Source organism: Algoriphagus sp., assembly GCF_029254265.1.
Lineage (GTDB): Bacteria > Bacteroidota > Bacteroidia > Cytophagales > Cyclobacteriaceae > Algoriphagus.
Map to the genome: position 1 here is coordinate 14,024 of NZ_JAQWXX010000114.1, position 23,221 is coordinate 37,244.

At 40.2% G+C, this 23,221-nt stretch carries 18 protein-coding genes; 8 read left to right on the top strand and 10 right to left on the bottom strand.

Going from position 1 to position 23,221, the window contains the following annotated elements; translation table 11 throughout:
- The first annotated feature begins 252 nt into the window (after positions 1 to 252).
- A complete protein-coding gene (locus P8O16_RS17480; protein WP_300316772.1) occupies positions 253 to 3,198 on the top strand; it encodes an FAD-binding and (Fe-S)-binding domain-containing protein in 2,946 nt (981 codons plus the stop codon).
- Positions 3,199 to 3,385: 187 nt separating this feature from the next.
- Here P8O16_RS17480 and hutG read toward each other — a convergent pair whose 3' ends face one another.
- The 4 genes from hutG to hutH are packed head-to-tail and all read right to left on the bottom strand — an operon-like array spanning position 3,386 to position 9,189.
- The gene (gene hutG, locus P8O16_RS17485) at positions 3,386 to 4,348 is read right to left on the bottom strand and encodes a formimidoylglutamase (protein WP_300316774.1); all 963 of its coding nucleotides are present in this window, start codon (positions 4,346 to 4,348) and stop codon (positions 3,386 to 3,388) included.
- A gap of 7 nt (positions 4,349 to 4,355) precedes the next feature.
- Positions 4,356 to 6,356, bottom strand: coding sequence for a urocanate hydratase (locus P8O16_RS17490; protein ID WP_300316776.1), 2,001 nt, complete (start codon positions 6,354 to 6,356; stop codon positions 4,356 to 4,358).
- A gap of 10 nt (positions 6,357 to 6,366) precedes the next feature.
- Complete coding sequence (hutI, locus tag P8O16_RS17495; protein ID WP_300316777.1) at positions 6,367 to 7,614, bottom strand: imidazolonepropionase; 1,248 nt, start codon at positions 7,612 to 7,614, stop codon at positions 6,367 to 6,369.
- Between the two features lie 9 nt (positions 7,615 to 7,623).
- The gene (gene hutH, locus P8O16_RS17500) at positions 7,624 to 9,189 is read right to left on the bottom strand and encodes a histidine ammonia-lyase (RefSeq protein ID WP_300316779.1); all 1,566 of its coding nucleotides are present in this window, start codon (positions 9,187 to 9,189) and stop codon (positions 7,624 to 7,626) included.
- Positions 9,190 to 9,317: 128 nt separating this feature from the next.
- Between hutH and P8O16_RS17505 the strand changes: the two genes are divergently transcribed.
- The 4 genes from P8O16_RS17505 (at position 9,318) to P8O16_RS17520 (ending at position 13,789) form a co-directional block, all read left to right on the top strand.
- Positions 9,318 to 10,184: a LysR family transcriptional regulator gene (locus P8O16_RS17505; RefSeq protein WP_300316780.1), complete on the top strand. Its 867-nt coding sequence runs from the start codon at positions 9,318 to 9,320 to the stop codon at positions 10,182 to 10,184.
- Positions 10,185 to 10,357: 173 nt separating this feature from the next.
- Positions 10,358 to 11,143, top strand: a complete 786-nt coding sequence (locus P8O16_RS17510; protein ID WP_300316781.1) for a helix-turn-helix transcriptional regulator — start codon at positions 10,358 to 10,360, stop codon at positions 11,141 to 11,143.
- Positions 11,144 to 11,302: 159 nt separating this feature from the next.
- Positions 11,303 to 12,415 carry a glycoside hydrolase family 16 protein gene (locus P8O16_RS17515; protein ID WP_300316782.1) on the top strand — a complete coding sequence of 371 codons (1,113 nt, stop codon included), beginning with the start codon at positions 11,303 to 11,305 and terminating at the stop codon, positions 12,413 to 12,415.
- 258 nt (positions 12,416 to 12,673) lie between these two features.
- Entirely contained in the window at positions 12,674 to 13,789 is a 1,116-nt protein-coding gene (locus P8O16_RS17520; protein ID WP_300316784.1) for a glycoside hydrolase family 16 protein, read from the top strand.
- 2 nt (positions 13,790 to 13,791) lie between these two features.
- Here the strand turns inward: P8O16_RS17520 and menD are convergent, their stop codons facing one another.
- The 3 genes from menD to P8O16_RS17535 are packed head-to-tail and all read right to left on the bottom strand — an operon-like array spanning position 13,792 to position 17,117.
- Positions 13,792 to 15,477, bottom strand: coding sequence for a 2-succinyl-5-enolpyruvyl-6-hydroxy-3-cyclohexene-1-carboxylic-acid synthase (gene menD / locus P8O16_RS17525; protein WP_300316786.1), 1,686 nt, complete (start codon positions 15,475 to 15,477; stop codon positions 13,792 to 13,794).
- The gene (locus tag P8O16_RS17530; RefSeq protein ID WP_300316787.1) at positions 15,474 to 16,694 is read right to left on the bottom strand and encodes a chorismate-binding protein; all 1,221 of its coding nucleotides are present in this window, start codon (positions 16,692 to 16,694) and stop codon (positions 15,474 to 15,476) included. The genes menD and P8O16_RS17530 overlap by 4 nt, the downstream gene beginning before the upstream one ends.
- Positions 16,695 to 17,117 carry a hotdog fold thioesterase gene (locus P8O16_RS17535; protein ID WP_300316788.1) on the bottom strand — a complete coding sequence of 141 codons (423 nt, stop codon included), beginning with the start codon at positions 17,115 to 17,117 and terminating at the stop codon, positions 16,695 to 16,697.
- Between the two features lie 53 nt (positions 17,118 to 17,170).
- On the opposite strand from P8O16_RS17535, the gene P8O16_RS17540 reads away from it, so the two are divergent.
- Positions 17,171 to 17,794, top strand: a complete 624-nt coding sequence (locus P8O16_RS17540; RefSeq protein ID WP_300316789.1) for a histidine phosphatase family protein — start codon at positions 17,171 to 17,173, stop codon at positions 17,792 to 17,794.
- On the opposite strand, the gene P8O16_RS17545 is transcribed toward P8O16_RS17540, so the two are convergent.
- The 3 genes from P8O16_RS17545 to P8O16_RS17555 form a co-directional block, all read right to left on the bottom strand.
- A complete protein-coding gene (locus tag P8O16_RS17545) occupies positions 17,778 to 18,191 on the bottom strand; it encodes a hypothetical protein (protein ID WP_300316791.1) in 414 nt (137 codons plus the stop codon). The genes P8O16_RS17540 and P8O16_RS17545 overlap by 17 nt on opposite strands.
- A 107-nt stretch (positions 18,192 to 18,298) precedes the next feature.
- Positions 18,299 to 19,069, bottom strand: coding sequence for a C4-type zinc ribbon domain-containing protein (locus P8O16_RS17550; protein WP_300316793.1), 771 nt, complete (start codon positions 19,067 to 19,069; stop codon positions 18,299 to 18,301).
- Positions 19,070 to 19,072: 3 nt separating this feature from the next.
- Complete coding sequence (locus P8O16_RS17555; protein WP_300316795.1) at positions 19,073 to 20,173, bottom strand: Nif3-like dinuclear metal center hexameric protein; 1,101 nt, start codon at positions 20,171 to 20,173, stop codon at positions 19,073 to 19,075.
- Positions 20,174 to 20,212: 39 nt separating this feature from the next.
- Here P8O16_RS17555 and lpxK point away from each other — a divergent pair, with 39 nt between their 5' ends.
- Together lpxK and P8O16_RS17565 are read left to right on the top strand one after the other, a co-directional pair.
- Complete coding sequence (gene lpxK, locus P8O16_RS17560) at positions 20,213 to 21,271, top strand: tetraacyldisaccharide 4'-kinase (RefSeq protein WP_300316797.1); 1,059 nt, start codon at positions 20,213 to 20,215, stop codon at positions 21,269 to 21,271.
- Entirely contained in the window at positions 21,268 to 23,220 is a 1,953-nt protein-coding gene (locus P8O16_RS17565) for a putative porin (protein WP_300316799.1), read from the top strand. The genes lpxK and P8O16_RS17565 overlap by 4 nt, the downstream gene beginning before the upstream one ends.
- Position 23,221 lies beyond the last annotated feature (1 nt).

Below are 23,221 nucleotides of genomic sequence, written 5' to 3' on the forward strand. Positions count from 1 at the left end.
TATGCATCGCAAAGAAAGGAGGGAAATGATCAATTTTCAAATCCTTGCTGTTCAGGCCCCTATGGGAATCGGTAGCAATCCAGAACCTTGGTTCTTTAATATGTAGTACCTGATTTCTAAGCTTTCCCTTCGTTCCCTAAAGAATACAAATCTTCTGATCAAGCTTCGATATTTCAAACCTTGAGGATTAATATTCTCAAATTCTTTTCTTCTTATTTTCTTTAATTCCAATAGCATGGTTTATTTTTGACTATGCCTTCAAAACAGCCTGACCTATTGCCTTTACTTCAAGAACTTACTACTCAGTTGGAAGGCGAATTGCAATTTGATTCGATAACAAAAACGCTCTATGCCACTGATGCTTCCGTCTATCGAGAGATGCCTTTGGCGGTAGCTTTTCCCAAAACTGCCTCAGATATCCAGAAATTGATTCACTTTGCGACTGAAAATGGCACTTCACTGATTCCCCGAACAGCTGGAACCTCCCTTGCCGGACAATGTGTGGGCAATGGGATTGTGGTTGATGTGTCCAAGCATTTCACGAAAATTCTGGAATTCAATAAAGAAGAACGCTGGGTGCGGGTACAGCCGGGAGTAGTTCGAGACGAACTCAATCGCTTTCTAAAACCACATGGATTGTTTTTCAGTCCGATCACTTCCACGGCCAATCGCGCGATGATTGGGGGAATGGTAGGGAATAACTCTTCTGGGACGACTTCGATCGTTTATGGCGTGACCCGTGATAAGGTGATTTCCTTGAAAACGATTTTGAGTGATGGAAACGAAGTGGTTTTCGGTGATATTTCTCAAGATGATTTTGATAGAAAGTGTGCCTTAAAGACTTTGGAAGGGAAAGTGTATAGACATCTTTTTGATGAATTGAATGATCCCGCTGCCAGAGCTGAGATTCATTCTCAATTTCCCAAAAAATCTATTCACCGTCGAAATACAGGCTATGCAGTAGATGAATTGTTGAAATCAGAGCTTTTTGAAGGGAAAGAAAAATTCAATTTTTGTAAGCTTTTGGCTGGCTCAGAAGGAACTCTTGCCTTTACTACTGAAATCAAAATCAGCTTGGATCCACTTCCGGAGCCGGTTGAGATTGTAGTGGCGGCTCACTTTTCAAGTATCCACCAAAGTATGAAGTCTGCTCAGGTGGCCATGAAACACCCTGCTACTGCAGTGGAACTTATGGATAAGATCATCTTGGATTGCACCAAGGAAAGCATAGAGTATTCTAAAAACCGATACTTTGTCGAAGGTGATCCTGAAGCCTTGTTGATGATTGAGTTTCGGGGAAAAACACTCGAAGAAGCCATGGCGAAAGGGGAAGCCTTGATTGCCGATTTGAAGTCTGGAGGCTATGGCTATGCCTATCCCATCATTGAGCCTGCCATGGTTTCTTCAGCTTGGTCACTTCGTGCAGCAGGTTTGGGATTATTGGGAAATATTCCCGGGGATCCAAAAGCGGTTGCCTGTATTGAGGATACCGCAGTAGATATTGCAGACCTGGCTGATTACATAGATGAAGTAGATGCGATGATGGATGGCTTTAATCAAAAGCCGGTGCATTATGCACACGCTGGTGCAGGAGAAATCCATTTGAGACCGATCTTAGATTTGAAAAAATCCAAGGATGTAGAAGATTTTTATCAAATCTCCAAAGCCTCTGCTGAGTTGGTGAAGAAATATCAGGGTTCGCTCTCTGGAGAACATGGAGACGGGCGAGTTCGCGCGGCCTTTATTCCCATGATGGTGGGAGAGAAGAACTATGAACTTTTCCGTAGGATCAAGTCTACTTGGGATCCTGAAAACATCTTCAATCCGGGCAAAATCGTGGATGCAGCGCCAATGAATCAGTTTTTGCGCTACGAGCCAGAAATGAAGACTCCCGAACATGAAACTGTTTTAGATTTTTCTGCTGCTGGAGGAATCCTTCGCTTGGCGGAGAAATGCAATGGAACAGGGGATTGCCGAAAACTGCCTGAATCCGGAGGAACCATGTGCCCAAGCTACATGGCCACTCGAAATGAAAAAGATACCACTCGAGGTCGTGCGAATACGCTACGGGAATTTTTGACTTTAGATAAAAAAGAAAACGCCTTTGATCACCCGGAGATCAAGGAAGCGCTTGATCTCTGCCTGAGTTGTAAAGGTTGTACTTCGGAGTGCCCATCCAATGTGGATATGGCTAGCATGAAGGCGGAATTTCTCCATCAATACCAGAAAACGCATGGGGTGCCGTTGCGCTCCAAAGCTTTTGCCTATATCAATGAGTTGAATGAATTGGGTTCGAAAGTTCCAAGTATTGCTAATTTCTTCCTCAAAAATGGGCTAACCGGAGGTATTTTGAAGGCAATCCTTGGTGTGGCACCAGAGCGGAATCTTCCTGAAATCAGCAAAGTCAGTCTTCGCACTTGGTACAAAAAAAATTATGCTAAAATTCCGGGAGCTGATAAAATCATAAAATCGGTCTATTTCTTTATCGATGAATTTACCAATCACAACGATACTGCAATTGGAATCAAAGCGATTTCACTTTTGAAAAAGCTGGGCTACGAAGTAAAAATCGTCGAGCATGAAGAGAGTGGTCGGTCGGCCCTTTCCAAAGGACTTTTGCTCAAAGCTAAAAAGCATGCAGAGGGGAATGTGCGCATCTTTGGCGAATTGATTGATGGAAATACTCCTTTGATTGGTTTGGAGCCTTCGGCGATTTTGAGTTTCCGGGATGAGTATCCTAAAATCGTAAGTTCTGAATTGGTACCCGAGGCAAAGAAATTAAAATTCCATGTGAAGTTGATTGATGAGTTTTTGGGGCAAGAGTTAGCTTCTGGGAACATCAAAGCAAGTTCGTTTACTCAAGAAGCCAAGAAAATCAAGCTTCACGGACATTGTCATCAGAAGGCCCTTTCTTCCATGAATTGGACACAAAAGATCCTTTCCTTACCGGAAAATTATTCCGTTGAAACCATCCCTAGTGGGTGCTGTGGCATGGCCGGAAGTTTTGGCTATGAGGTGGAGCATTTTGAAGTTTCGCAGCAAATCGGAGAGTTGGTGTTGTTTCCTGCTGTAAGAAATGCTGAATCGACAACATTGATTGCTGCACCCGGGACTTCTTGCCGTCATCAGATTGCGGATGGGACAGGGAGAAAAGCCATGCATCCTGTGGAGATACTTTGGGATGCTCTAAAATTTTGAGGTGTCATTTCGAGGGAGGTACGACCGAGAAATCTCCTCGAAGGTTTCTATTTCTTTCCCGAAGATTGAAGCTGCTGTTTCCAGGGTTTCAAATCCTTTGATCTTGCTTCGGGATTTGTAATCCCGAAGAGCAGGTTTCTGAGGGGTTTAGGTTTGTGGAGACACAAACCGAGGCTTAGGGATTTAATTACCCAAAGACCTTTCTTAAGATATATTCAGTGCATCTTGCTGCTAGCCTGGCCGTGGCCTGATCCTGATCGAATGTTGGATTCAACTCCACCACATCCAAAGAGATGAGTTTTTTACTGGAAGAGATTAATTCAAATACTTTGAAAGCAATATCTGGATTGAAACCTATAGGCGAAGGAGCGGATACTCCAGGAGCAAAAGCCGATGAGAATCCATCCATATCGATACTCAAATAGACCTTATTCACGGAGTCCAAAAACCAGAGAATTTTTTCTTGGATCACTTCCCAATTGTTCATTCGGAAATCTTCCATCGCCATCCACTTTGTATTTGTTTGGTCGGCAGTTTTGAAAAGTGATTGTGGATTTGCTGCACGCTGAATGCCTAGGCAGAGATAATTAAATTGATGAGCATGTTCCTGCGAAAGCTGAAAAAATGGCGATCCTGAATGTCCCCGCTGATTCTGCATCGGTCTTAGATCGAAATGAGCATCTAAATTGATGATCCCTAATTTTTCATCCTTTTGCTTTAAATACTCAAAAATTCCGCTTGCATGGGCATAAGCCAAATCATGTCCTCCTCCAAAAAGTATCGGAAAATGTTTCGTCTGAAGGAGTTTTTTTACACTTTTGGAAATAAGTGCATGACTTGCCTCCATATCGTTTTGCTCAGTTTTGATTGTCCCGTAATCAAAGAGAAGTGTCCCCGGTTTCAGATGAAAGGCTGTACTTCCCATCACCTTTCGGATAGCATCGGGTGCTGAAGCGGCTCCGATTCTTCCTCCATTTCTTCGCACACCTTCGTCTCCGGCATAGCCCAAAATCCCAACTTTTCGTTGATTCAAGTCTTCATTAAAAGCCAATTCATTTACCGTAATTATTGCCTGATGCCAATATTCGATGGTTTCGGCTGAGCGACCTGTCCATAATGAGGGAGTAGGATTTTCGTGAAGTGGTATCATTTGGGAATTAAATAAGGTTTTTTAATAATTCCTCGTCAACCAAATTTGGAATCATGACTTTCAATTCCGGTGTTCGGTCCATTTCTCGCTGAATTGCTTCCAGAGAACCTGAATTCCTTGCCCAAGCTCTCCTCGCAATTCCATTGTTCACATCGTAGAAAAGCATATTTTTTAACTTTTCAGAAGCTTCTACTGAGCCATCCAAGACCATCCCGAATCCTCCGTTGATTACTTCTCCCCAGCCAACTCCCCCGCCATTATGAATGGAGACCCAGGTGGCGCCTCGGAAGCTGTCACCGATTACATTTTGGATCGCCATGTCCGCGGTAAATTTACTACCATCGTAGATGTTGCTGGTTTCTCGGTAAGGCGAGTCAGTTCCGCTTACGTCATGATGATCTCTGCCTAAGACGATGGGTGCCGAGATTGCACCAGATTTGATGGCTTGGTTAAAAGCCTCTGCGATCTTTGTTCGACCTTCTGCATCTGCATACAGGATTCTAGCCTGTGAACCCACCACTAACTTATTTTGCTCGGCTTCTTCAATCCATGTGATGTTGTCCTGCAATTGCTGCTGGATGGACTCAGGCGCATCCTTCATGATTTCTTTCAGAACTTTTGCTGCCAATTGATCTGATTTCCGGAGGTCCTCAGCTTTTCCAGAAGTGCAAACCCAGCGAAATGGCCCAAAACCATAATCAAAACACATCGGTCCTAAGATGTCCTGCACGTAGGAAGGATATCTGAAATCAATGCCATTTACTGCCATCACATTTGCTCCGGCTCGGGAAGCTTCCAGTAAAAAAGCATTTCCGTAATCAAAAAAGTAGGTCCCTTTTGCCACGTGATTATTAATCGAAGCAACTTGTCTTCTTAGGCTTTCCTGAACTTTTTCTTTGAAAAGAGCTGGATTAGAAGCCATAAGGTCATTTGATTCCTCAAATGAGAGTCCAACGGGGTAATATCCGCCTGCCCATGGATTATGAAGTGAAGTTTGATCTGATCCTAGTTCGATGAAGATATTTTCTAGATCAAATCGCTCCCAAACCTCGACGATATTGCCAATAAAGGCGAGTGAAACTATTTCCTGATTTGCTTTTGCAACTCGAGTCCGAGCTACCAACTCATCCAAGTTATCAATCAGCTCATCCACCCAGCCTTGAGCATATCGCTTCTTAGCAGCAGTAGAGTTTACTTCTGCGCAGATGGTGATGCAGCCGGCAATATTACCAGCTTTGGGTTGTGCTCCACTCATACCACCAAGGCCTGCGGTCAAGAAAATTTTTCCATTTGGACTTTCTCCTTTTTTCAACTTTTTCCGGAAAGCATTCATCACGGTGATTGTGGTACCATGAACGATCCCTTGAGGTCCGATATACATAAAGGAGCCTGCAGTCATTTGACCATATTGAGTCACTCCCAATGCATTGAATTTCTCCCAATCATCAGGCTTGGAATAATTTGGAATCATCATGCCGTTAGTGACCACCACTCTTGGTGCCGCTGGAGAAGATGGGAACAGCCCCATCGGATGGCCTGAATAAAGATGCAAAGTCTGAGTATCCGTCATCTCTGACAGATACTTCATAGTAATCAGGTATTGTGCCCAGTTTTGAAATACGGCTCCATTTCCACCATAGGTAATTAATTCTTGCGGATGCTGGGCAACCGCAGGATCAAGATTGTTTTGGATCATCAGCATGATCGCTGCCGCCTGAGTTGATTTTGCTGGGTAATCTTGAATCGCTCTGGCATGCATCGCATATTCAGGCTGAAACCGATACATGTAGATTCTCCCAAAATCCTGTAATTCCTTCAAAAATTCTGATGCTAATGTTCGATGCCATTCTTTGGGGAAGTACCGAAGTGCATTGCTCAAGGCTAATTGTTTTTCGGTATTCGATAATAGATCTTTTCGCTTTGGAGCATGGCTTAAAGATGGGTCTCGCTCTTTTGGAGCAGGAAGGGAAGTGGGAATGCCTTGGGAAATTTGATTTTTAAAATCCATAGTCAATGATTTAAGCATCTTTAAATTTGACCAATTTTCCTTTTTTCCATACCTGAGCGGGAGCAAGTTGTCCTTGGTGATAAAGGATTTCCTGATAACCCTCAATTGCATACAAGTTGAAGTCTGCAAGCATTCCAGGAGCTAAAATCCCGCGATCAGAAAGACCCAAAGCTGCTGCAGCTCGGAAGGTAAGTCCAGCGAATACCTCTGCGGTACTGAGTTTTTCGAAGGCGGCCAGCACGGATGCTTGGGCAATCAAATTGCCCATTGGAGCGGAGCCTGGATTCCAATCGCTGGCAATGGCAAGTGCACCACCAGCATCTAAGATTTTCCTAGCAGGAGTAAAAGCGCATCCAATTCCCAAAGACGCTCCCGGTAAAGCCACAGACACTACATCTGATTTTGCCAAGGCCTGAATTTCCTCTTCACCGGAAACTTCGAGGTGATCCGCCGATTTGGCTCCAAGTTTTATCGCAAGTGCTGAGCCACCGGTGGTAAACTGGTCAGCATGAATGGTAATGTCAAAACCCTGAGCTTTTGCACCAAGCAGGTAAGGGGTGATTTCTTCAGGTGTAAACGCGCTTTGTTCTACAAAAGCATCCACTCGATTACTCAAGTGGTGGGTTTTGAGCATTGGAAAAAGTTTGTGTTGAATATCGGATAAATAGGCCTCTTTGGTGCCTACAAAATCCTTCGGTTTCATATGCGCTGCCAGGCAGGTGGGGATCAGATCAGCTGGAGTTTTGAGCATTTGTATTGCACTCAGCATCTTCAGTTCTTGGCTGGGCATTAATCCGTAGCCGCTTTTTATCTCAATAGTCGTGACTCCTGATCTCAGATGTCTTTCGATTCTGGAATTAGTAAGCTTTTTGAGTTGGGCTATACTTGCTGCTCGAGTAGCTTGTACGGTATCCCAGATTCCACCACCAGCTTTTGCGATTTCCAGATAAGATTTCCCGGCATTTCGCATGGCAAAATCCTTTGCCCGGCTTCCTGCGAAACAAATGTGGGTATGGCAATCAATCCAAGAGGGAAGAGCTACCATAGCCCCTTTCACTTCAATTTTCTTTATTCTCCTATCTCGATGTGTCCTCAAGAGCGTTTTGTAATCACCAACTTCAACAATCTTATCATTCAGAATTAGAATTCCTGCATTTTCGATTATCTCAAGTTGTTGATCGTTTAAAGCTCCTTTCAAAGGAAGTCCAGCAAGCGTAAGCAATTGTTTGAGCGGCCCGATTAGTTTTAGCGTTTTCATATGCTTAGTTTAATATTCAAACATTGGACTCCATTGGGTGTCAAAATCCAGATTCTCCTTTTCCGCAACAGCTTGAGCTAAATCTATAAGTTCTCCGCTTTCTATCATGGAAATCGAGGCCTCAATGTCATCGGTCATCACCCGGTCTACGGTGACAGGTTTGATTAGACTTCTCACTCGCTCGTAGATGGCGGCCATGATTTTTCCTGATTTCAGGGGAGCATGATAATCCATCGCTTGAGCAGCGTAGAATAATTCTATTCCAATTATTTTTTCTACGTTTCCGATGACTTGAAGTGCCTTTCTCGCACCGATACTTCCCATACTGACATGGTCTTCCTGACCTAGGGAAGTTGGAATGCTGTCTGCCGAAGCGGGGAAACAAAGTCCTTTGTTTTCTGATGCCAATGCAGCCGTGGTGTATTGGGGAATCATCAGGCCAGAGTTGAGCCCAGTTTCTTTCAAAAGTAATTTTGGGACACCTGGAGTATCTCCTTCAATTGAAAGGTAGATTCTCCGATCAGAGATATTTCCGATTTCAGAGGCAGCCAAGCAGGCATAATCCAATGGTAAAGCAATGGGCTGTCCATGGAAATTGCCTCCTGAGATAGTATGGTCTTCGGATAAAACGATAGGATTGTCAGTTACCGAATTGATTTCGATTTCAATGATTTCTTTCAGATGAAGCCAGGCATTTCGAGAGGCGCCATGCACCTGAGGCATGCATCTAAGTGAATAGGGATCCTGAACTCGTGCACAATCCAAGTGGGAATTTACAATCTCAGAATCTTTCAAAAGATTGAGTATCGTTTGGGCGACATGTTTATTTCCCGTATAAGGTCTGAGGTTATGTAGTTCAGGTGAAAAAGGCTTGATGGAACCCATTAGCCCTTCGATCATCATTGCTCCGGTGATATCCGCATTTTTTAGCACGTTGCTTAGCCGATCCACTACTTTGACACCAAAAGCTGCCATAAACTGGGTTCCATTGATCAAAGCAAGACCTTCTTTTGGTCCCAATGCCAATGGTTTCAAATTGAAATGATGCAATGCTTTGTCGGCACTGATGATGTCGCCCCCAAAATGAACCTTCCCCAAACCGATAAGTGGCAAAGCCAAATGAGAAAGTGGAGCCAAATCGCCCGAAGCCCCAACTGAGCCTTGCATGGGAATGACTGGGGTGATGTCATTATCGAGCATCCAGGACAAGCGTTCCAAGGTTTCCCACTGTATTCCCGAAAATCCTTGAGCCAAGGCATGGATTTTTAAGATTAGCATCAACTTAGAAATCTCAATAGGAATAGGCTCCCCTAATCCGACCGCATGGCTTTTCAAGAGGTTTTCTTGAAGCGTTCGCGTATCTGATTCCGAAATCCTTGTAGTGCAAAGTGGCCCAAAACCAGTGTTTATCCCATAAACTGCCTGCTCACCTTTTGAGATTTTCGCTACTGTTTTTGCAGAAGCAGTCACTTTTTCATGAGTTTCGGGATGAAAAATGCCTGCAATCTTTTTTTGAGCAATCTTCAGGGCTATTGAACTAGTCAAATGATCTCGACCGTAATGGAATTTTATCATTTTGTGCGGGATTTGTTTAATCCTAAATCGAATGAGGATTTCTCCAAATCGTTCATTGTCAAATTTAACCCCTTTGGATGATACCTTATGATACTATATTTATCAATAATTGATACTTTTAAAGCATCATGGAAATTCGACATTTAACTTACTTCAAAGCGGTAGCGGAAGAATTAAATTTCCGAAAAGCAGCAGATCGATTATTTATATCCCAACCCGGGCTTAGTCGGCAGATTCGGCAACTAGAGGAGGAACTCCAAGTGAGACTTTTTGATCGGGACCAGAAAAGTGTCAGTCTCACCAAGGCTGGTAGCTATCTCAAGGAAGAGGTTGATTTCGTGCTGAATCACTTGGATACCATAAAGGGCCAATTGAGTCAAATTCATGCGGGGAAAATAGGGGAGCTTCGAATTGGTTTTTTAGGATCTGCCTCAAATCAACTTATACCTCGATTAGTATCCCGATTAAATACGCATCAGCCCTTGATAAGTGTCAACTTGGAAGAATTAAGTAATTCTATTCAAGTGGAGATGGTGCAAAATGATAAACTCGACTTAGGTTTTGTCCGCCTTGCTTCAGTTCCGGAAGGATTGGAGATGAGAAAAGTCTCCAGAGACAGTTTTTCTTTGGTTGTACCTAAAAATCATCCGATTCAAACATCGGATTTTGTTTCTATGGATCAATTTAAGGATGATTCTTTCGTGCTTTTTTCAAGTGATTATAGCAATTACTACTATGAGCAGATTATTGGGATTTGCCGTGACGCTGGTTTTTCCCCAAAGATTCAGCATAAGTCAGTGCATGCCTTGACCATTTTTAGGCTGGTAGAAAATGGGTTGGGAGTGGCTATCGTCCCTACTTCTATTCAGGAAGGTTACGAAACGAATGTTCGGTTTATGGAAATTCCTAAAATTTCACAGTTTACAGAGTTAGCCATTATTTGGAAAACGAGCAATCGAAATCCTGTACTTGCTCAGGTTCTGGAATTGATTTGATTTCCTTATAAGAGTTCCCTCATTCATCTTACTTAAGAAATTTCTAAAATGGGCTATTTTAGCCAATAGATTTATTTGTCGGGTGAATGTCGGGTTAAATCCGAGCTACTTTCGTCCAATGTCCAAAACTTATCTGAGAAATTGCCATGGTTAATCAAAATCTCACAACACTTATGAAACAACCAGAATTAGGCAAAAAAATCTCTGAGCTTAGAAAAGCAAAAGGAATGACTCAGGAGGAACTTGTAGAAAAGTGCAACCTGAATGTGCGAACGGTGCAGCGAATAGAAGCTGGTGAAGTAACTCCTAGAAGTTATACGGTCAAGGCTTTGTTTGAGGCTTTGGGGTATCACTGGGAAAACCAAATGAATGATGAACCGGAAATAAAAGCTAAGCCATCACCGATTTTGTATGGAGCAGTGGGGGCTGCTGTTCTCTACTTTTTCCTTTCCATGTTTGAGATTGGATTGGAAACTGAGTTTATCGCAGGTGAATCCTCCATTTCAGCAGGTTCTTTTGCTTGGATCAAAACAGGCTCCTACCTCTTTTATGTAATCTTCCTTTTGGGCTGGTTAAAATTGACTGACACTTTCCCAAATGGTATTCTGAAGATTGCCCTTTGGATCATGATCGGAGCAAATGTGATTTGGTATACAGTAGATTTGATCGCGTTGTTTACAGATGTCTTTACATTGGGTGATTACTATATGGTCAAAGTGAGCTCTTTTGGATTCATCTATGCTTTTCTTGGTCTTGGATATTTAGGATATAAAAAGCAGTTTTCCTCCATCGCCACGATTATGGGTGCTTTGTTGATAGTCGCGGGCGCTTTGATGTTTACTGGAATAGGTGTATTTCTAGCACTGATACCCTGGACTTTAGGTGAAATTGTTCAGATTGGTTTGATGATCTATTTAATTCAAAAAATCGGGGGAAGAAATTCCCCTGACTTTACGTAGCAGATTTTTTTCTGAAGGTTTTTAAAAAATATGTTTTTTGAAAATCAGAGGATTTCAAATATTGATTTATGTTAATGAAATACAGTAAAAACAGGTTTGTGACAATGATTTTTTCAATCAAGAAAAAGTTCTATTTTTCAAAAAAAAATCAGTTAACTAATGAAATCAACATCTTTTATTTACCTGTTTTTAATCTCATTTTTGGTTTCTTCTTGTTTTGAAAAAAAATCTGAAGAGCCAATAGTTCTTCCTAATAACCTAAGTATTCAAGTAGAATATCTCGGGGATGGTGTAGTTAAAGCCAATTTCACTGCCGAAAAAGCTATTTTTTATAAAGTCAGTTTCGGCACGCCTGGTGAATCGTTACAGAGAGTAAATGGAAATACAGCAACAAAAACTTTTACCTTGAAAGGCGATTTTACACTTCAGGTTCAAGCTCATACAACCGAGAAAGATTTTATTTCTGATACCAAAATGATCAGGATGAACGCGGCTGCTCTAGGTCTTGATCCCGATACAGGTTATACTAGTGCAACTAGTTATGATGAATATAATTTGGTTTGGGCAGATGAATTTTCAGGTCCGGAACTTTCGGATGATTGGAAATTTGAATTGGGTGATGGCTGTCCAAATATTTGTGGTTGGGGTAGTAACGAGTTACAATATTATAAAAAAGAAAACACCACTTTGGCGGATGGGAAACTTGTAATTACTGCCAAAAAAGAGAGTGTAGGTACAAGTAATTATACTTCTTCAAGGATTAATACACAGGGGAAACAGTCGTTTACTTTTGGAAGAGTAGATATCAGAGCAAAACTTCCTAAAGGAAAGGGCTTTTGGCCAAGCTTTTGGATGTTAGGAAATAGTGTTAGCGAGGTTGAATGGCCTAAAACTGGTGCCATTCACATTATGGAAATGGTTGGAGGTAGTTCCGGGGATGGGGACGCTACGGTTTTTGGAACAACCTATTGGGATAATGCAGATGCAATTGAGTTTAGTAGGGAAAAAACTAAACTACCATTCGGGATTTTTAATGATGAATATCATGTTTTCTCTATCGTTTGGGATGCTCAAAAAATTGTTTGGCTATTAGACGACGTCCAATATCATGTTCTGGATATCACTTCTCCTGTAAGAGATGAGTTTCAAAAGCCATTCCATTTCATTATAAATTTAGGTGTAGGTGGTAGAGAACCTGGCAATCCAGATGACACTTCTATTTTCCCTCAGGAAATGAAAGTAGATTATATTCGGGTTTTCCAGAAAAAATAATCTCGAAAACCCAAAAACTCTTTCGTTATCACACTCAATTCAGCAATCTCTTATTTTGAAGCTTAAACTTAGAAGCCTCAAAATAAGAGATTGTTTGTTTATTGAGACGACTGATAGGTTGTTTGATAAATGCGGCCTGAATTAATATTTGAATTAATTTATGATTATTGAAAAATTGGAAGTTTTCTAATAGAATAAGTTCTTAGATTTTTCATCCTCAAAAAAAAATAAAGTATTTTTCTAAAAATTTCCTTAACCATGTTAAAATCAACATTTTATTATTGCCTAGTAATTTGCACAATTTTAATTTCTTCTTGTTCTGAAAATGTTTCGGAGGAGCAGATAAAACTTCCTAGTAACCTCGTTTTAGAAGTTGAATCTTTGGGTAATGGAGTAGTCAGAGCCAACTTCACAGCAGATAATGCTACTTTTTTTAAAATCAACTTTGGAACTCCAGGCGAAACAACTCAAAGGGTCGATGGTAATTCCGCTTCCTATACATACAAAGTAAAGGGTGATTACACTATTACTCTTCAAGCTCATGCAGATGAGCAGCTTTTTGTGGTAGATTCTAAGACCATTAATATGAATGCCGCTGCATTGGGATTGGATCCTGATGCAGGTTTCAAAAGCCCAGAGAATTACGATGGATATAAATTAGTCTGGGCGGATGAATTTAATTCATCGACTTTAGCTGATGACTGGACTTTCGAGATTGGAGATGGTTGTCCTGCCAACTGTGGTTGGGGAAATGATGAACTTCAGTATTACAAAAAAGAAAACACTTCAATTTCTGATGGAAAACTCACTATAACCGCTAAACGAGAATCAATTGGAGGAAAAAGTTATACTTCTACTAGATTGATTACCAAAGGCAAAAAGTTCTTTACCTATGGCCGAATTGATATTAGAGCTATACTTCCTAAAGGACAAGGAATGTGGCCAGCTCTTTGGATGCTGGGAGAAAATTTCTCCGATGTCGGTTGGCCTAAGTGTGGTGAGATCGATATTATGGAAATGGTTGGAGGTTCAGTAGAAGATCGTGACCGAACTGTTCACGGTACTGTTCATTGGGATAATTCAGGTAACTATGCAAACTATGGCGGAAAAACAAAGTTGAGCACAGGAATCTTCAATGACGAATATCATGTGTTTTCTATTATCTGGGATAAGCAAAAAATTGTTTGGCTACTTGACAATGTGGAATATCATGTCATTGACATCACTCCTAGTGGGTTGGAAGAGTTTCACAAGCCTTTCTTCTTTATTTTTAATGTAGCTGTAGGAGGTAGATGGCCTGGAAATCCTGATGGTAACACATCATTCCCTCAAGAAATGAAAGTGGATTACGTGAGGGTTTTCCAAGAAAATTAAGATTATGAAGCAATATTTTCTTTGATTTTAGATTTGATAAACCTCAAAATTGAAGCATTCTTTTCGCTTGAAGTTTCGACTTCCAAGATTTTAGGATGAATACTTGGAGAATAAAAATCGGTCATAGCAGATTCTAATTCTTCGTTATCAACAACTTTTACATAGTGGAAGCCATACTCTTGAGCTAAGAATTGTGCTGATAGGTTTTGTTTGGTTTCGAAGAACTCTTGAAGTTCGGGTTGTTTTGACGGTCCATCTATCAATCTGAATATTCCTCCAGCGTGATTATTCAATAAAATAATTCTAAGGTTTGGCATGGTGTAATTATGCCAAAAAGCATTTCTATCATAGAAAAAAGCCATGTCACCAGTGATCAAAGAGACAGTTTCTTTGGTGGTAAATGTGCAGCCAACTGCCGTAGAATTAGACCCGTCAATTCCGCTCGTCCCTCTATTGCAAATGATCTCCTGAGTTCTCTTCCCTAAGAAATTTGCGTATCGAACCGTCATGCTATTTGCAAGATGGATCTTAGAAGACGAGGGTATTTTTTGAAGTATAAATTCAAGTGCTGGATATTCTCCAAAATCTACTGACTTAAACACTTCTGGAAGTGATTTTTGAGTTTTTTGTTCCAACACTGTCCAATTCAAAAAGAATTGTTCATCCTGAGCTGGGATATTTTCCTTCAACCAATTCAAAAATGAAATTGGTGAAGTGCTAAGTATTAGTGTCAGCCGCTGAAAAGTATCCTTCCCTAAACCCGTAGATTGAATATGCCAGCGCGAAGCTTCTGAATTTCGAAGAAAGATTTTTAGTGACTTGGATATAATTGATTTTCCAAAAGTTATAATCAGTTCAGGTTTTAAATCTTCCACTGATTGATCATTCCCGAGCCAATGGTCATGTAGATTAATTGTATGATCAGACTGGAGATTAGATATGACATCAGTTACCACTACGACTTTTCGTTCCTTTGCTAATTCGTCTAAGATGGTTTGAATTTCAGAATTGGGACGTTGTTGTCCTGGTACAATTAATATTTTCCCGAAGGAGGAAAGCCTATTTTTCAACTTTTTCAAGTATTCATCTGAAAGATTGATACTTCCAGTTGGATTATTGAAAATCCTAGGGTTTTCAGGAAATGAGATCTCCTCATTTTCTAACGGGTAAAAAGGCTCTCGTAATGGAATATTGATATGCACTGGCCCTGCTGGACATTGTTGAGCCAAGTTTATAGCTTCGTTAATAATTCGATTTGCATGCCAGACTTGATCTTCCGAAGAAAAAGAATCGGGAAATTGAAAGCTTTTTTTGACATGCTTTCCATACAATTCATGCTGGTAAACGGTTTGTCCATCATATTGATCTATCCATTCTGGTGGTCGATCCGCTGTTAATATCAAAAGAGGGATTTCTTGAAAAAATGCCTCCGCTACTGCAGGGAAATAATTCATAGCAGCAGAACCTGAGGTACATACTAATGCAACAGGTTTTTCTAGCTGCTGAGCCATCCCTAGTGCAATAAAGCCAGCGGAGCGCTCATCAGAGATTGTTCTTGTATGAATTCCTTTATGTCTTGCAAATGCAATAGTTAGAGGAGCACATCTTGATCCTGGAGAAAGAATTGCATTTTCAATTCCTTTTTTATGGCAAACTGCCACTAAATCTATAATAGGTTCGAGAATCAAGGTTTGTGATTTTGTAGGAATTTACCAATGATTTGACACTTCAATTCCGTTTCTTCCCATTCTTTTTCCGGATCTGATTCCTCCGTGACACCTGCACCTGCATAAAGAATGGAATATCCATTCAGAAGGGAAGCTGTGCGAAGATTTACATAAATAGAGGTTTCATTTTCGATATTTACCGGACCGATGAATCCAGCAAAGAAAGATCGATCTAAGTCCTCAAAGTCTTTAAGGAAGGCATGTGCTGGTTTTCTTGGCATTCCACAAACGGCAGAAGTAGGATGCAAAAGTTGAAGCATAACTGAACCTAGCTGAGGAAAATTAGTGGCCTTCATGTCAACTTTGAAGTCTGATCTGAGGTGGAGTAAGGTGCCAGCTAATACTGTTTTTGGACCGTGTTCCTCATACTCCCTAAGCCGAATTTTTTTAAAGCAATCGACTATATACCTGCTCACTAAGGCTTGCTCTTCAATTTCTTTTTGCGTCCAAGCTGCGGTTTTCAACGGGTTTTCTCCGATCGCAGGCTGAGTTCCTGCTAAAGACATGGTATGAAAATAATTCCCTTTTGTCTCTATTAGGATTTCTGGAGAAGCTCCTATCCAAGTGCCAACCGTAGGAATGTGAAAGAAATTCACAAATGAATTTGGGTATGCTTCAAGCATACTGAAAAGGCTTTTCGCTAAGTCAAAACTTTCTTCAAGAGGAACGTATTTAGTCCGGGCAGGAACAACTTTTTCCAGGGTTCCTTCCTTGATTGCAAGGATTCCTTTTTTTACTAGTTTAATGAAATGTTCTTTTTCATCACCAAATTCCCGGGCATCCTTAGCTCTATTAGTATTGTTTTCAGAGAAAAAACTATAACGAAAGATTGTTTTTTTTGAAGTATTTTCTTCAGTTGGCTGTACCAGCCAAGAGGGGAGTTCTTCATCAGGAATAGTAGCACCAATTTTGAAACTCCAGTATTTGGAAGCTGAGATAAAGAATGCTTTTTGATCCTCTTGGTCCGCAAAAGGATGTACGATAAACCCAGGTTTCAACTCCTCCAGATTTATTGAAGTCCTTTCAGGCTTAGGACTTTCATTAAGAGTTAGTTCCAGATTATTCGACTTTGGTTTTCGCCAAATGGCAAAAGAACCACCAGACTGAAAACCATGAAGGAGGATTAAATCCAATAATTCGCTAAGTGTATATTTTGTTGCAACCTGAGAGTTAATCATTTATTTTATATCCAAAATAGCCATTGTAAGTCTACTGATGCAGCACAATTGACCCGCTGTATTTTTAATTTTTATTTCCCAGACTTGGGTTGTTTTACCTAAATGTATTGGCTTGGCAGTACCTATTACTTTGCCTTCTCTCACTGACTTAAGATGATTAGCATTGATTTCCAGACCCACTACAAATTGTTTTTCTGGTACAATAGTAAGAGAGGCAGCTAAACTCCCTATTGTCTCTGCCAAAACTACATTTGCTCCTCCGTGTAACAAGCCCATAGGCTGTTTGGTTCTGGAATCTACTGGCATGCTTGCTTCAAGGTAATCATCCCCAATACCAGTGAAAATAATTCCCAAATGACTAACCATTGTTTCTTTTCCAATGTTATTCAAGTGGTCTAAACTAGGCTTTGAAAGAAATACCATTAAAATTTGGGCTAAATGAGGTTTATTTGAGCTCAGAACAAAAATAGAGAAACTTGAATCGAAAAAAAATTTACCTCGTAAGGCACGGACAAACAGATTTTAATTTAAAAGGTGTAGTTCAAGGGAGTGGAATAGACGCTCCTATAAATGAGACGGGTATTGCTCAGGCAAATGCATTTTTTAAAGTATATGAGAAGGTCCCTTTTGATCAGATTTATCATACAGGACTGATTCGGACTAAACAGTCCATTCAAAATTTCATAGACCTTGGAATCCCTTCAACTGCTTTGATTGATCTCAATGAAATATCTTGGGGAAGCTACGAAGGGACGCCAATGACTCCTGAGGAAGGGGAATATTACAAACACATGCTAAATCAATGGAGGCAAGGAAATCTAGACTATGCTATTGCTGGAGGGGAAAGCCCAAATATGGTGGCAAAGCGTATGAGATCAGGCATTAAAACCATTTTGGAGGGTCCTGGTGAAAACATACTAGTGTGTATGCATGGAAGGGCTATGAGAATCTTCCTTAGCGTTCTCTTAAATTTTGACCTTCGACATATGGATAACTTCGAACATCATAATCTTTGCTTGTATCTGCTAGAGCAATTAGAAGACGGAACTTTTGTGGTCCGAAAAAATAATTCTCAGGAACATCTTAAGGTCTTGGGTTGACCTTCTCTGTTTTCGAGACTTTTTTATGAGTTTCGCTAAGGAGTAATAAATTCTGCTCAAGTGCTTTTCTACTTTCGGTCATGTCAATTACCCGGAAAGCTATTTCTTGAAGTTTAATTTCTTCGCCTTTTCCTAATGAAATCAAGTAATCTCCAAGGAAACATTCGTCAAAATCGCATGCGGGGATATCAATCATTACAGAAGGTTCTGAATTCCCCTCGTAACTTTTTGTTTTGTAAACAGAAGAAAATTGCGACTCTATCTCTTTGAGAGATACCTTGTGCGATTTTAATTCCTTGGATTTGAATATTACCAAAAATGTTTTGGTTTCATTCTCATTAGCAAAAACCGAAAGGGAGCAGATTAGGGTGACTAAAAGGGTTGCTACACTTTTCATAGAGTCTAATATAGCCTTTTTAAAGTGTTTATAGCAAATATGAAATGGTATAAAAAAGAAAAACCCTCGAAAGTTAATTCGAGGGTTTCATATTTAGGGTGCTTTAATTAAGCCTTAGTAGTTCTTTTTTTCTTTACTGGAGCCTCTGGAGTGATTTCGTCTTCAACACCTGCGAGGATTCTTCCGCAATGCTCACAAACAATCAATTTTTTCTTCTCACGAATGTCAGCCTGTCTTTGAGGTGGTACGGTGTTGAAACAACCACCGCAAGCTCCTCTTTTGACCATCACTACAGCTAAGCCATTTTTAGCATTCTCGCGTATTTTCTCATATGACTTCAATAATCTTTCATCTACCTTTTTGGTAGCCTTTACTCGGTCATTATTGATTTTTGCCTCTTCGGATTCACTTTCAGAAATAATTGTAGAAAGCTCATTATTCTTCTGATCAAGATCTTTCTGACGGTCTTTCATGATAGCAGTAAGCTCTTCAAGATCTACTTTTTTCTGTTCGATTCTTGCTCCTGCTTCAGCGATTTTCTTTTTCGCTACCTGAATTTCCAAGTCCTGCAACTCAAGCTCTTTCGTAATAGCATCGTATTCACGATTATTACGAACATTCATTTGCTGCTCTTGATATTTTTTGATTAGTTTTTCAGAATCTTTGATGCTCGCTTTCAAGGCTTTCACTTCATCATCAAACGAATCAATTTCAAATTTAAACTTCTCTAAACGAGTATTGTAACCTGCTATTTCATCTTCTAAGTCCTGAACTTCCTCAGGGAGGGCTCCGCGTACTTTTAAGATGGCGTCTAGTCTTGAGTCTAAAAGTTGAAGGTTATGTATAGCTTCGAGTTTCTGTGCTACTGTACTTTCCATGTACTATCGGTAGGATGTGGGATTTGTAACTACTTTTGTCAAATAGAGTGCAATATTAGGAAAATTTTGTGACAAAAACTCGTGGAGTAATTCTTTTGTGAAAATTTCGCTCTCATAGTGTCCTATATCACACAGAATAAGCTTTCCTTCTGCATCAAAAAATTCATGATACTTGATATCTGAAGTCACAAACACATCTGCTCCTGATCGTTTTGCATCAGAAAGTAAGAAAATTCCAGCTCCTCCGCATACAGCTATTCTCTTTATTTTCTTTTTAGGGATCTCCGTATGTTTGATCATAGAGAGTATCATTTTGTCCTTCAAAAAATCCAAAAAATCCTCTCCACTCATCTCTTCTTTTAATTCGCCAATCATCCCAGCCCCAACTTCCTGATTTTCATTTTCCAATGATTCGATGTAGTGAGCAACCTCTTCGTAAGGATGATTTTTCTTCAAAGCATGGACTACTTGGGTCATGAGATGGGATTCCACTAAAACTTCTGTTCTTACCTCGTCCACTTCTGTGGGAGTTCCATTTTGGCCTATGGTCGGATTGGCATTTTCTGAAGGGGTGAAGGTTCCTTTCCCGGATACTTGAAAAGAGCAATCTTTGTACTCTCCGATTTTACCGGCTCCAGCGGCGAAGACTGCGTCGAGAGTTTTTTGGGCGTCTGACACAGGTACGAAATATACTAACTTGCTAATTAGATGCTTTTTAGGACTCAATATTTTGGCGTTCAAGAGCTCTAGTCTATCGCAAATCCGTTTATTTACTCCATGAGCGACATGATCTAAATTTGTGTGAATTGCATAAATGGCTATATCGTTTTTGATTGCTTTGATTATCGTACGCTCTACATAGTTTTTTCCTGTTAAGCTTTTCAAGCCTTTAAATACAATGGGATGATGAGCCACTATCATATTTGCGCCTAATGCTATCGCTTCCTCCACCACTGCCTCAGTACAATCCAAAGCGCAAAGTATGCCATTGACCTCCCAGTTGCGATCTCCGGTAATCAATGTAGCGTTATCATATGATTCCTGATATGCTGGTGGAGCTATTGATTCTAGATATGAAATTACCTGACTAATCTTGTGTCCCATATTTTTCTTTTATTTGGTCAAAAATACTAAATCTGACGAATGCGCTGGTACGATTTTCTTCTTTATCCTTTTGCTTTGCTTTATGATTTAGTCACAAGTCTGCGCAATATTTTTTTTGATTTGGGCTGGAAAAAAAGTCAGAAATCTAAGATACCAAGTATTGTGGTTGGAAATCTATCGGTAGGAGGAACAGGTAAAACTCCAATGGTGGAATTCCTGATAGCTAAACTTAAATCAGACTTTAAAGTAGCAGTCTTAAGTAGGGGATATGGTCGGAAAACTAAAGGTTTTTTAACTGCGAATTCTCAGGCTACACCCAGCAAAATAGGTGATGAACCATTTCAGATTTTCAGGAAATTCAAAAATGAAATTGAAGTATTTGTTGGAGAAGATCGACTTGCGGCAATAGAAAAGATTAGCTCCAGAGAGGAAACTCCAGAGGTTTTAATACTTGATGATGCTTTTCAGCACCGTTATATCTTAGGTGATTTTATTATCGTTTTGACTACCTATCAAAAGCCCTTTTGCTCTGATTTTTTGCTTCCAATGGGGCGATTGAGAGAGAGTAGAAAAGGTGCAAAGCGAGGGGATGTAGTGATTGTCACCAAATCCCCCGAGATCCTGAGTGATCATGATAAATCAGAACTGCTCCAAAAGATCAATCGGTATATTAGACCGAAAACTCCTGTCATTTTTTCATCCATTTCATATGGAGTGCCATTTCCTTTAAGGGGAAACCCTGTTTTTTCACCAAAAATTATTCTTTTGACAGGTTTAGCAGATGATGGGCCTTTGGTGGAATATGTTTCCCAAGAATTTCAGCTATTGACAACCCTGAGCTACCCAGATCATTATGATTATTCTTTATCAGATTTTGAAAAAATTAAGTCTGTTTTTCGAAGCTTTTTACCTGTTCATCCCGTGATTCTCACTACTGAAAAGGATGCGGTAAAAGTAAAATCCAATGCTCCCGAAGGTTTTCTGCAAGAAATTCCGATTTTTGTCCTTCCAATAGTGGTATCCATGTCCTTGACAGATGAGGCCATTTTGGATAGACTAATCCAACAAAAAGTCTTTAATAGAGACCAACATAAGTGAAAAAAAAAGTATTTGGTTTATTTCTTATTTTGATTTTGGCAAGTTCACAGCTTTCGCTTGCACAAAGACCAATACCCAAAACCACACGACCTGTTACCAATACCAATCAAAACCCAAATCAAAATCGGGAAATTCAAGAAGGTGAAGAACAGGAATTGGAAGGAAGAAGGACCCTTTTGGACGACTCCACAAAAATGGTCTATGGTCCGAATACAAGTCTTCACTTTTTTGAAAAAGATATCAAGAGAAATCGACTACAGGTTTTTCCGCAGGATACAGCATTGAATAATTTTCATAATTATGACCCAGTTGCCAAAAGCGGTTGGAAATACCAGGATTTGGGAAATATTGGTTCGGCGGCTACTCCAATATTTTACCAGATTCCGGAGGTAATTGGAACGAGGTCTGGTTACAGCGCTTACGACTTGTATTACAGAGCCCCTGAGAATAGGAAATACTTTGATACTAAATCCCCATTTACCAACATGTCAGCATTTTTCGGAGGAGGTAACCGTAATATGCTGGATATCGAATTTGCAAGAAATATCAATCCCAGATGGAACGTTGGTCTTGAATTCCATACTATTCGATCTAAAAAAACTTTGAATCCAGTGGCCAGAGACGATAATATGGTCGAGCAGAATTCATACTCTTTTCACACTAATTACCGCTCAGAAAATGGGAGATATTGGTTTTTGGGGAATTTTTCGAGAATGCGGCACGTAGTCAATGAGATTGGTGGTATTATACCTCCTGAAATAGACAGCACTTCCTTATATTTTACTTACGAGGATGCCAAAGTTTGGCTGAGGTACACTCAAGCTCGTGATTTGAGACAGGACTATCACTTTTACCACGAATACAAAGTCAAAGATGGTCTGCAATTGTATCATGTATTCGATCGGAAAAATCAGGATTTGATTTTTGAAACTGATATGACTACTTCGGATACGCTCTATTATCCTATCGATGGACTTAGTGCAAGAGATACAGCTCAAAATAAGAATTTCTTTTCCGAGTGGAAAAATGAGGTTGGTTTCAAGGGGACTTTCGGAGGGTTTTACTACAATGCCTATGCAAAATTCCGTTCAGGAAAAATGAGAAATCCTCGATTTGATTCTGATCAGACATTCAATGAGTTTTTTGTCGGAGGAGAATTGATAGGTAAAATCTCAGAAAAGTGGACAGTAAGTGCAGATGGGGAATACTTGTTGCCTGGGGCCTTTCGAATGCATGGTTTGTTTTCTTCACCATGGGTGGATGCGGAATACACAAAGGCTCTTTACAAACCCACTTCCATGCAGCAAGAATATCAAGGCTATTTTTTGAACTGGTCCAATCAGTTTGATAATATCGGAGTGGATCAAATTAAAGGAACTTTGAAATTCGATTTCAAAAAAATGCTCATCAGACCTTCATTGACCCTAAATAGGATTAATAATTATGTCTATTTTGATGAGAGTAGAAAAGCTACCCAGGCCCTTGGAGAGGCATTTATGCTTCAGCCGGGATTGATTGCAAATTTCCAAATCGGGAAGAAATTCCGTTGGGATAATGAGTTTATTTTTACAGAGGTGACAGGAGACGGTGCAGATGCCTTTAGGATTCCCTCACTTTATGCCAACTCAAAAATCTATTTTGATAGTCCGCTGTTTGATGAAAACGTGTATGTACAGATTGGACTGGATATTCGTTATCATTCGGACTACAATGCAAATGCATATTTTACAGCTACGCAGCAATATTATTTGCAAAATGATTTTAATGTCTATGCCTATCCCGTGGCTGACTTTTTCTTAGATTTCAGAATCAATAGAACTCGCGTTTTATTCAAATACAATCATTTGAATAGTGGCTTGATGAGGGAGCCGGGTTATTTTGTTACGCAGGGTTATACAGGATACAAATCATTTATAGACTTGGGAATAACTTGGTATTTATTTGATTAAG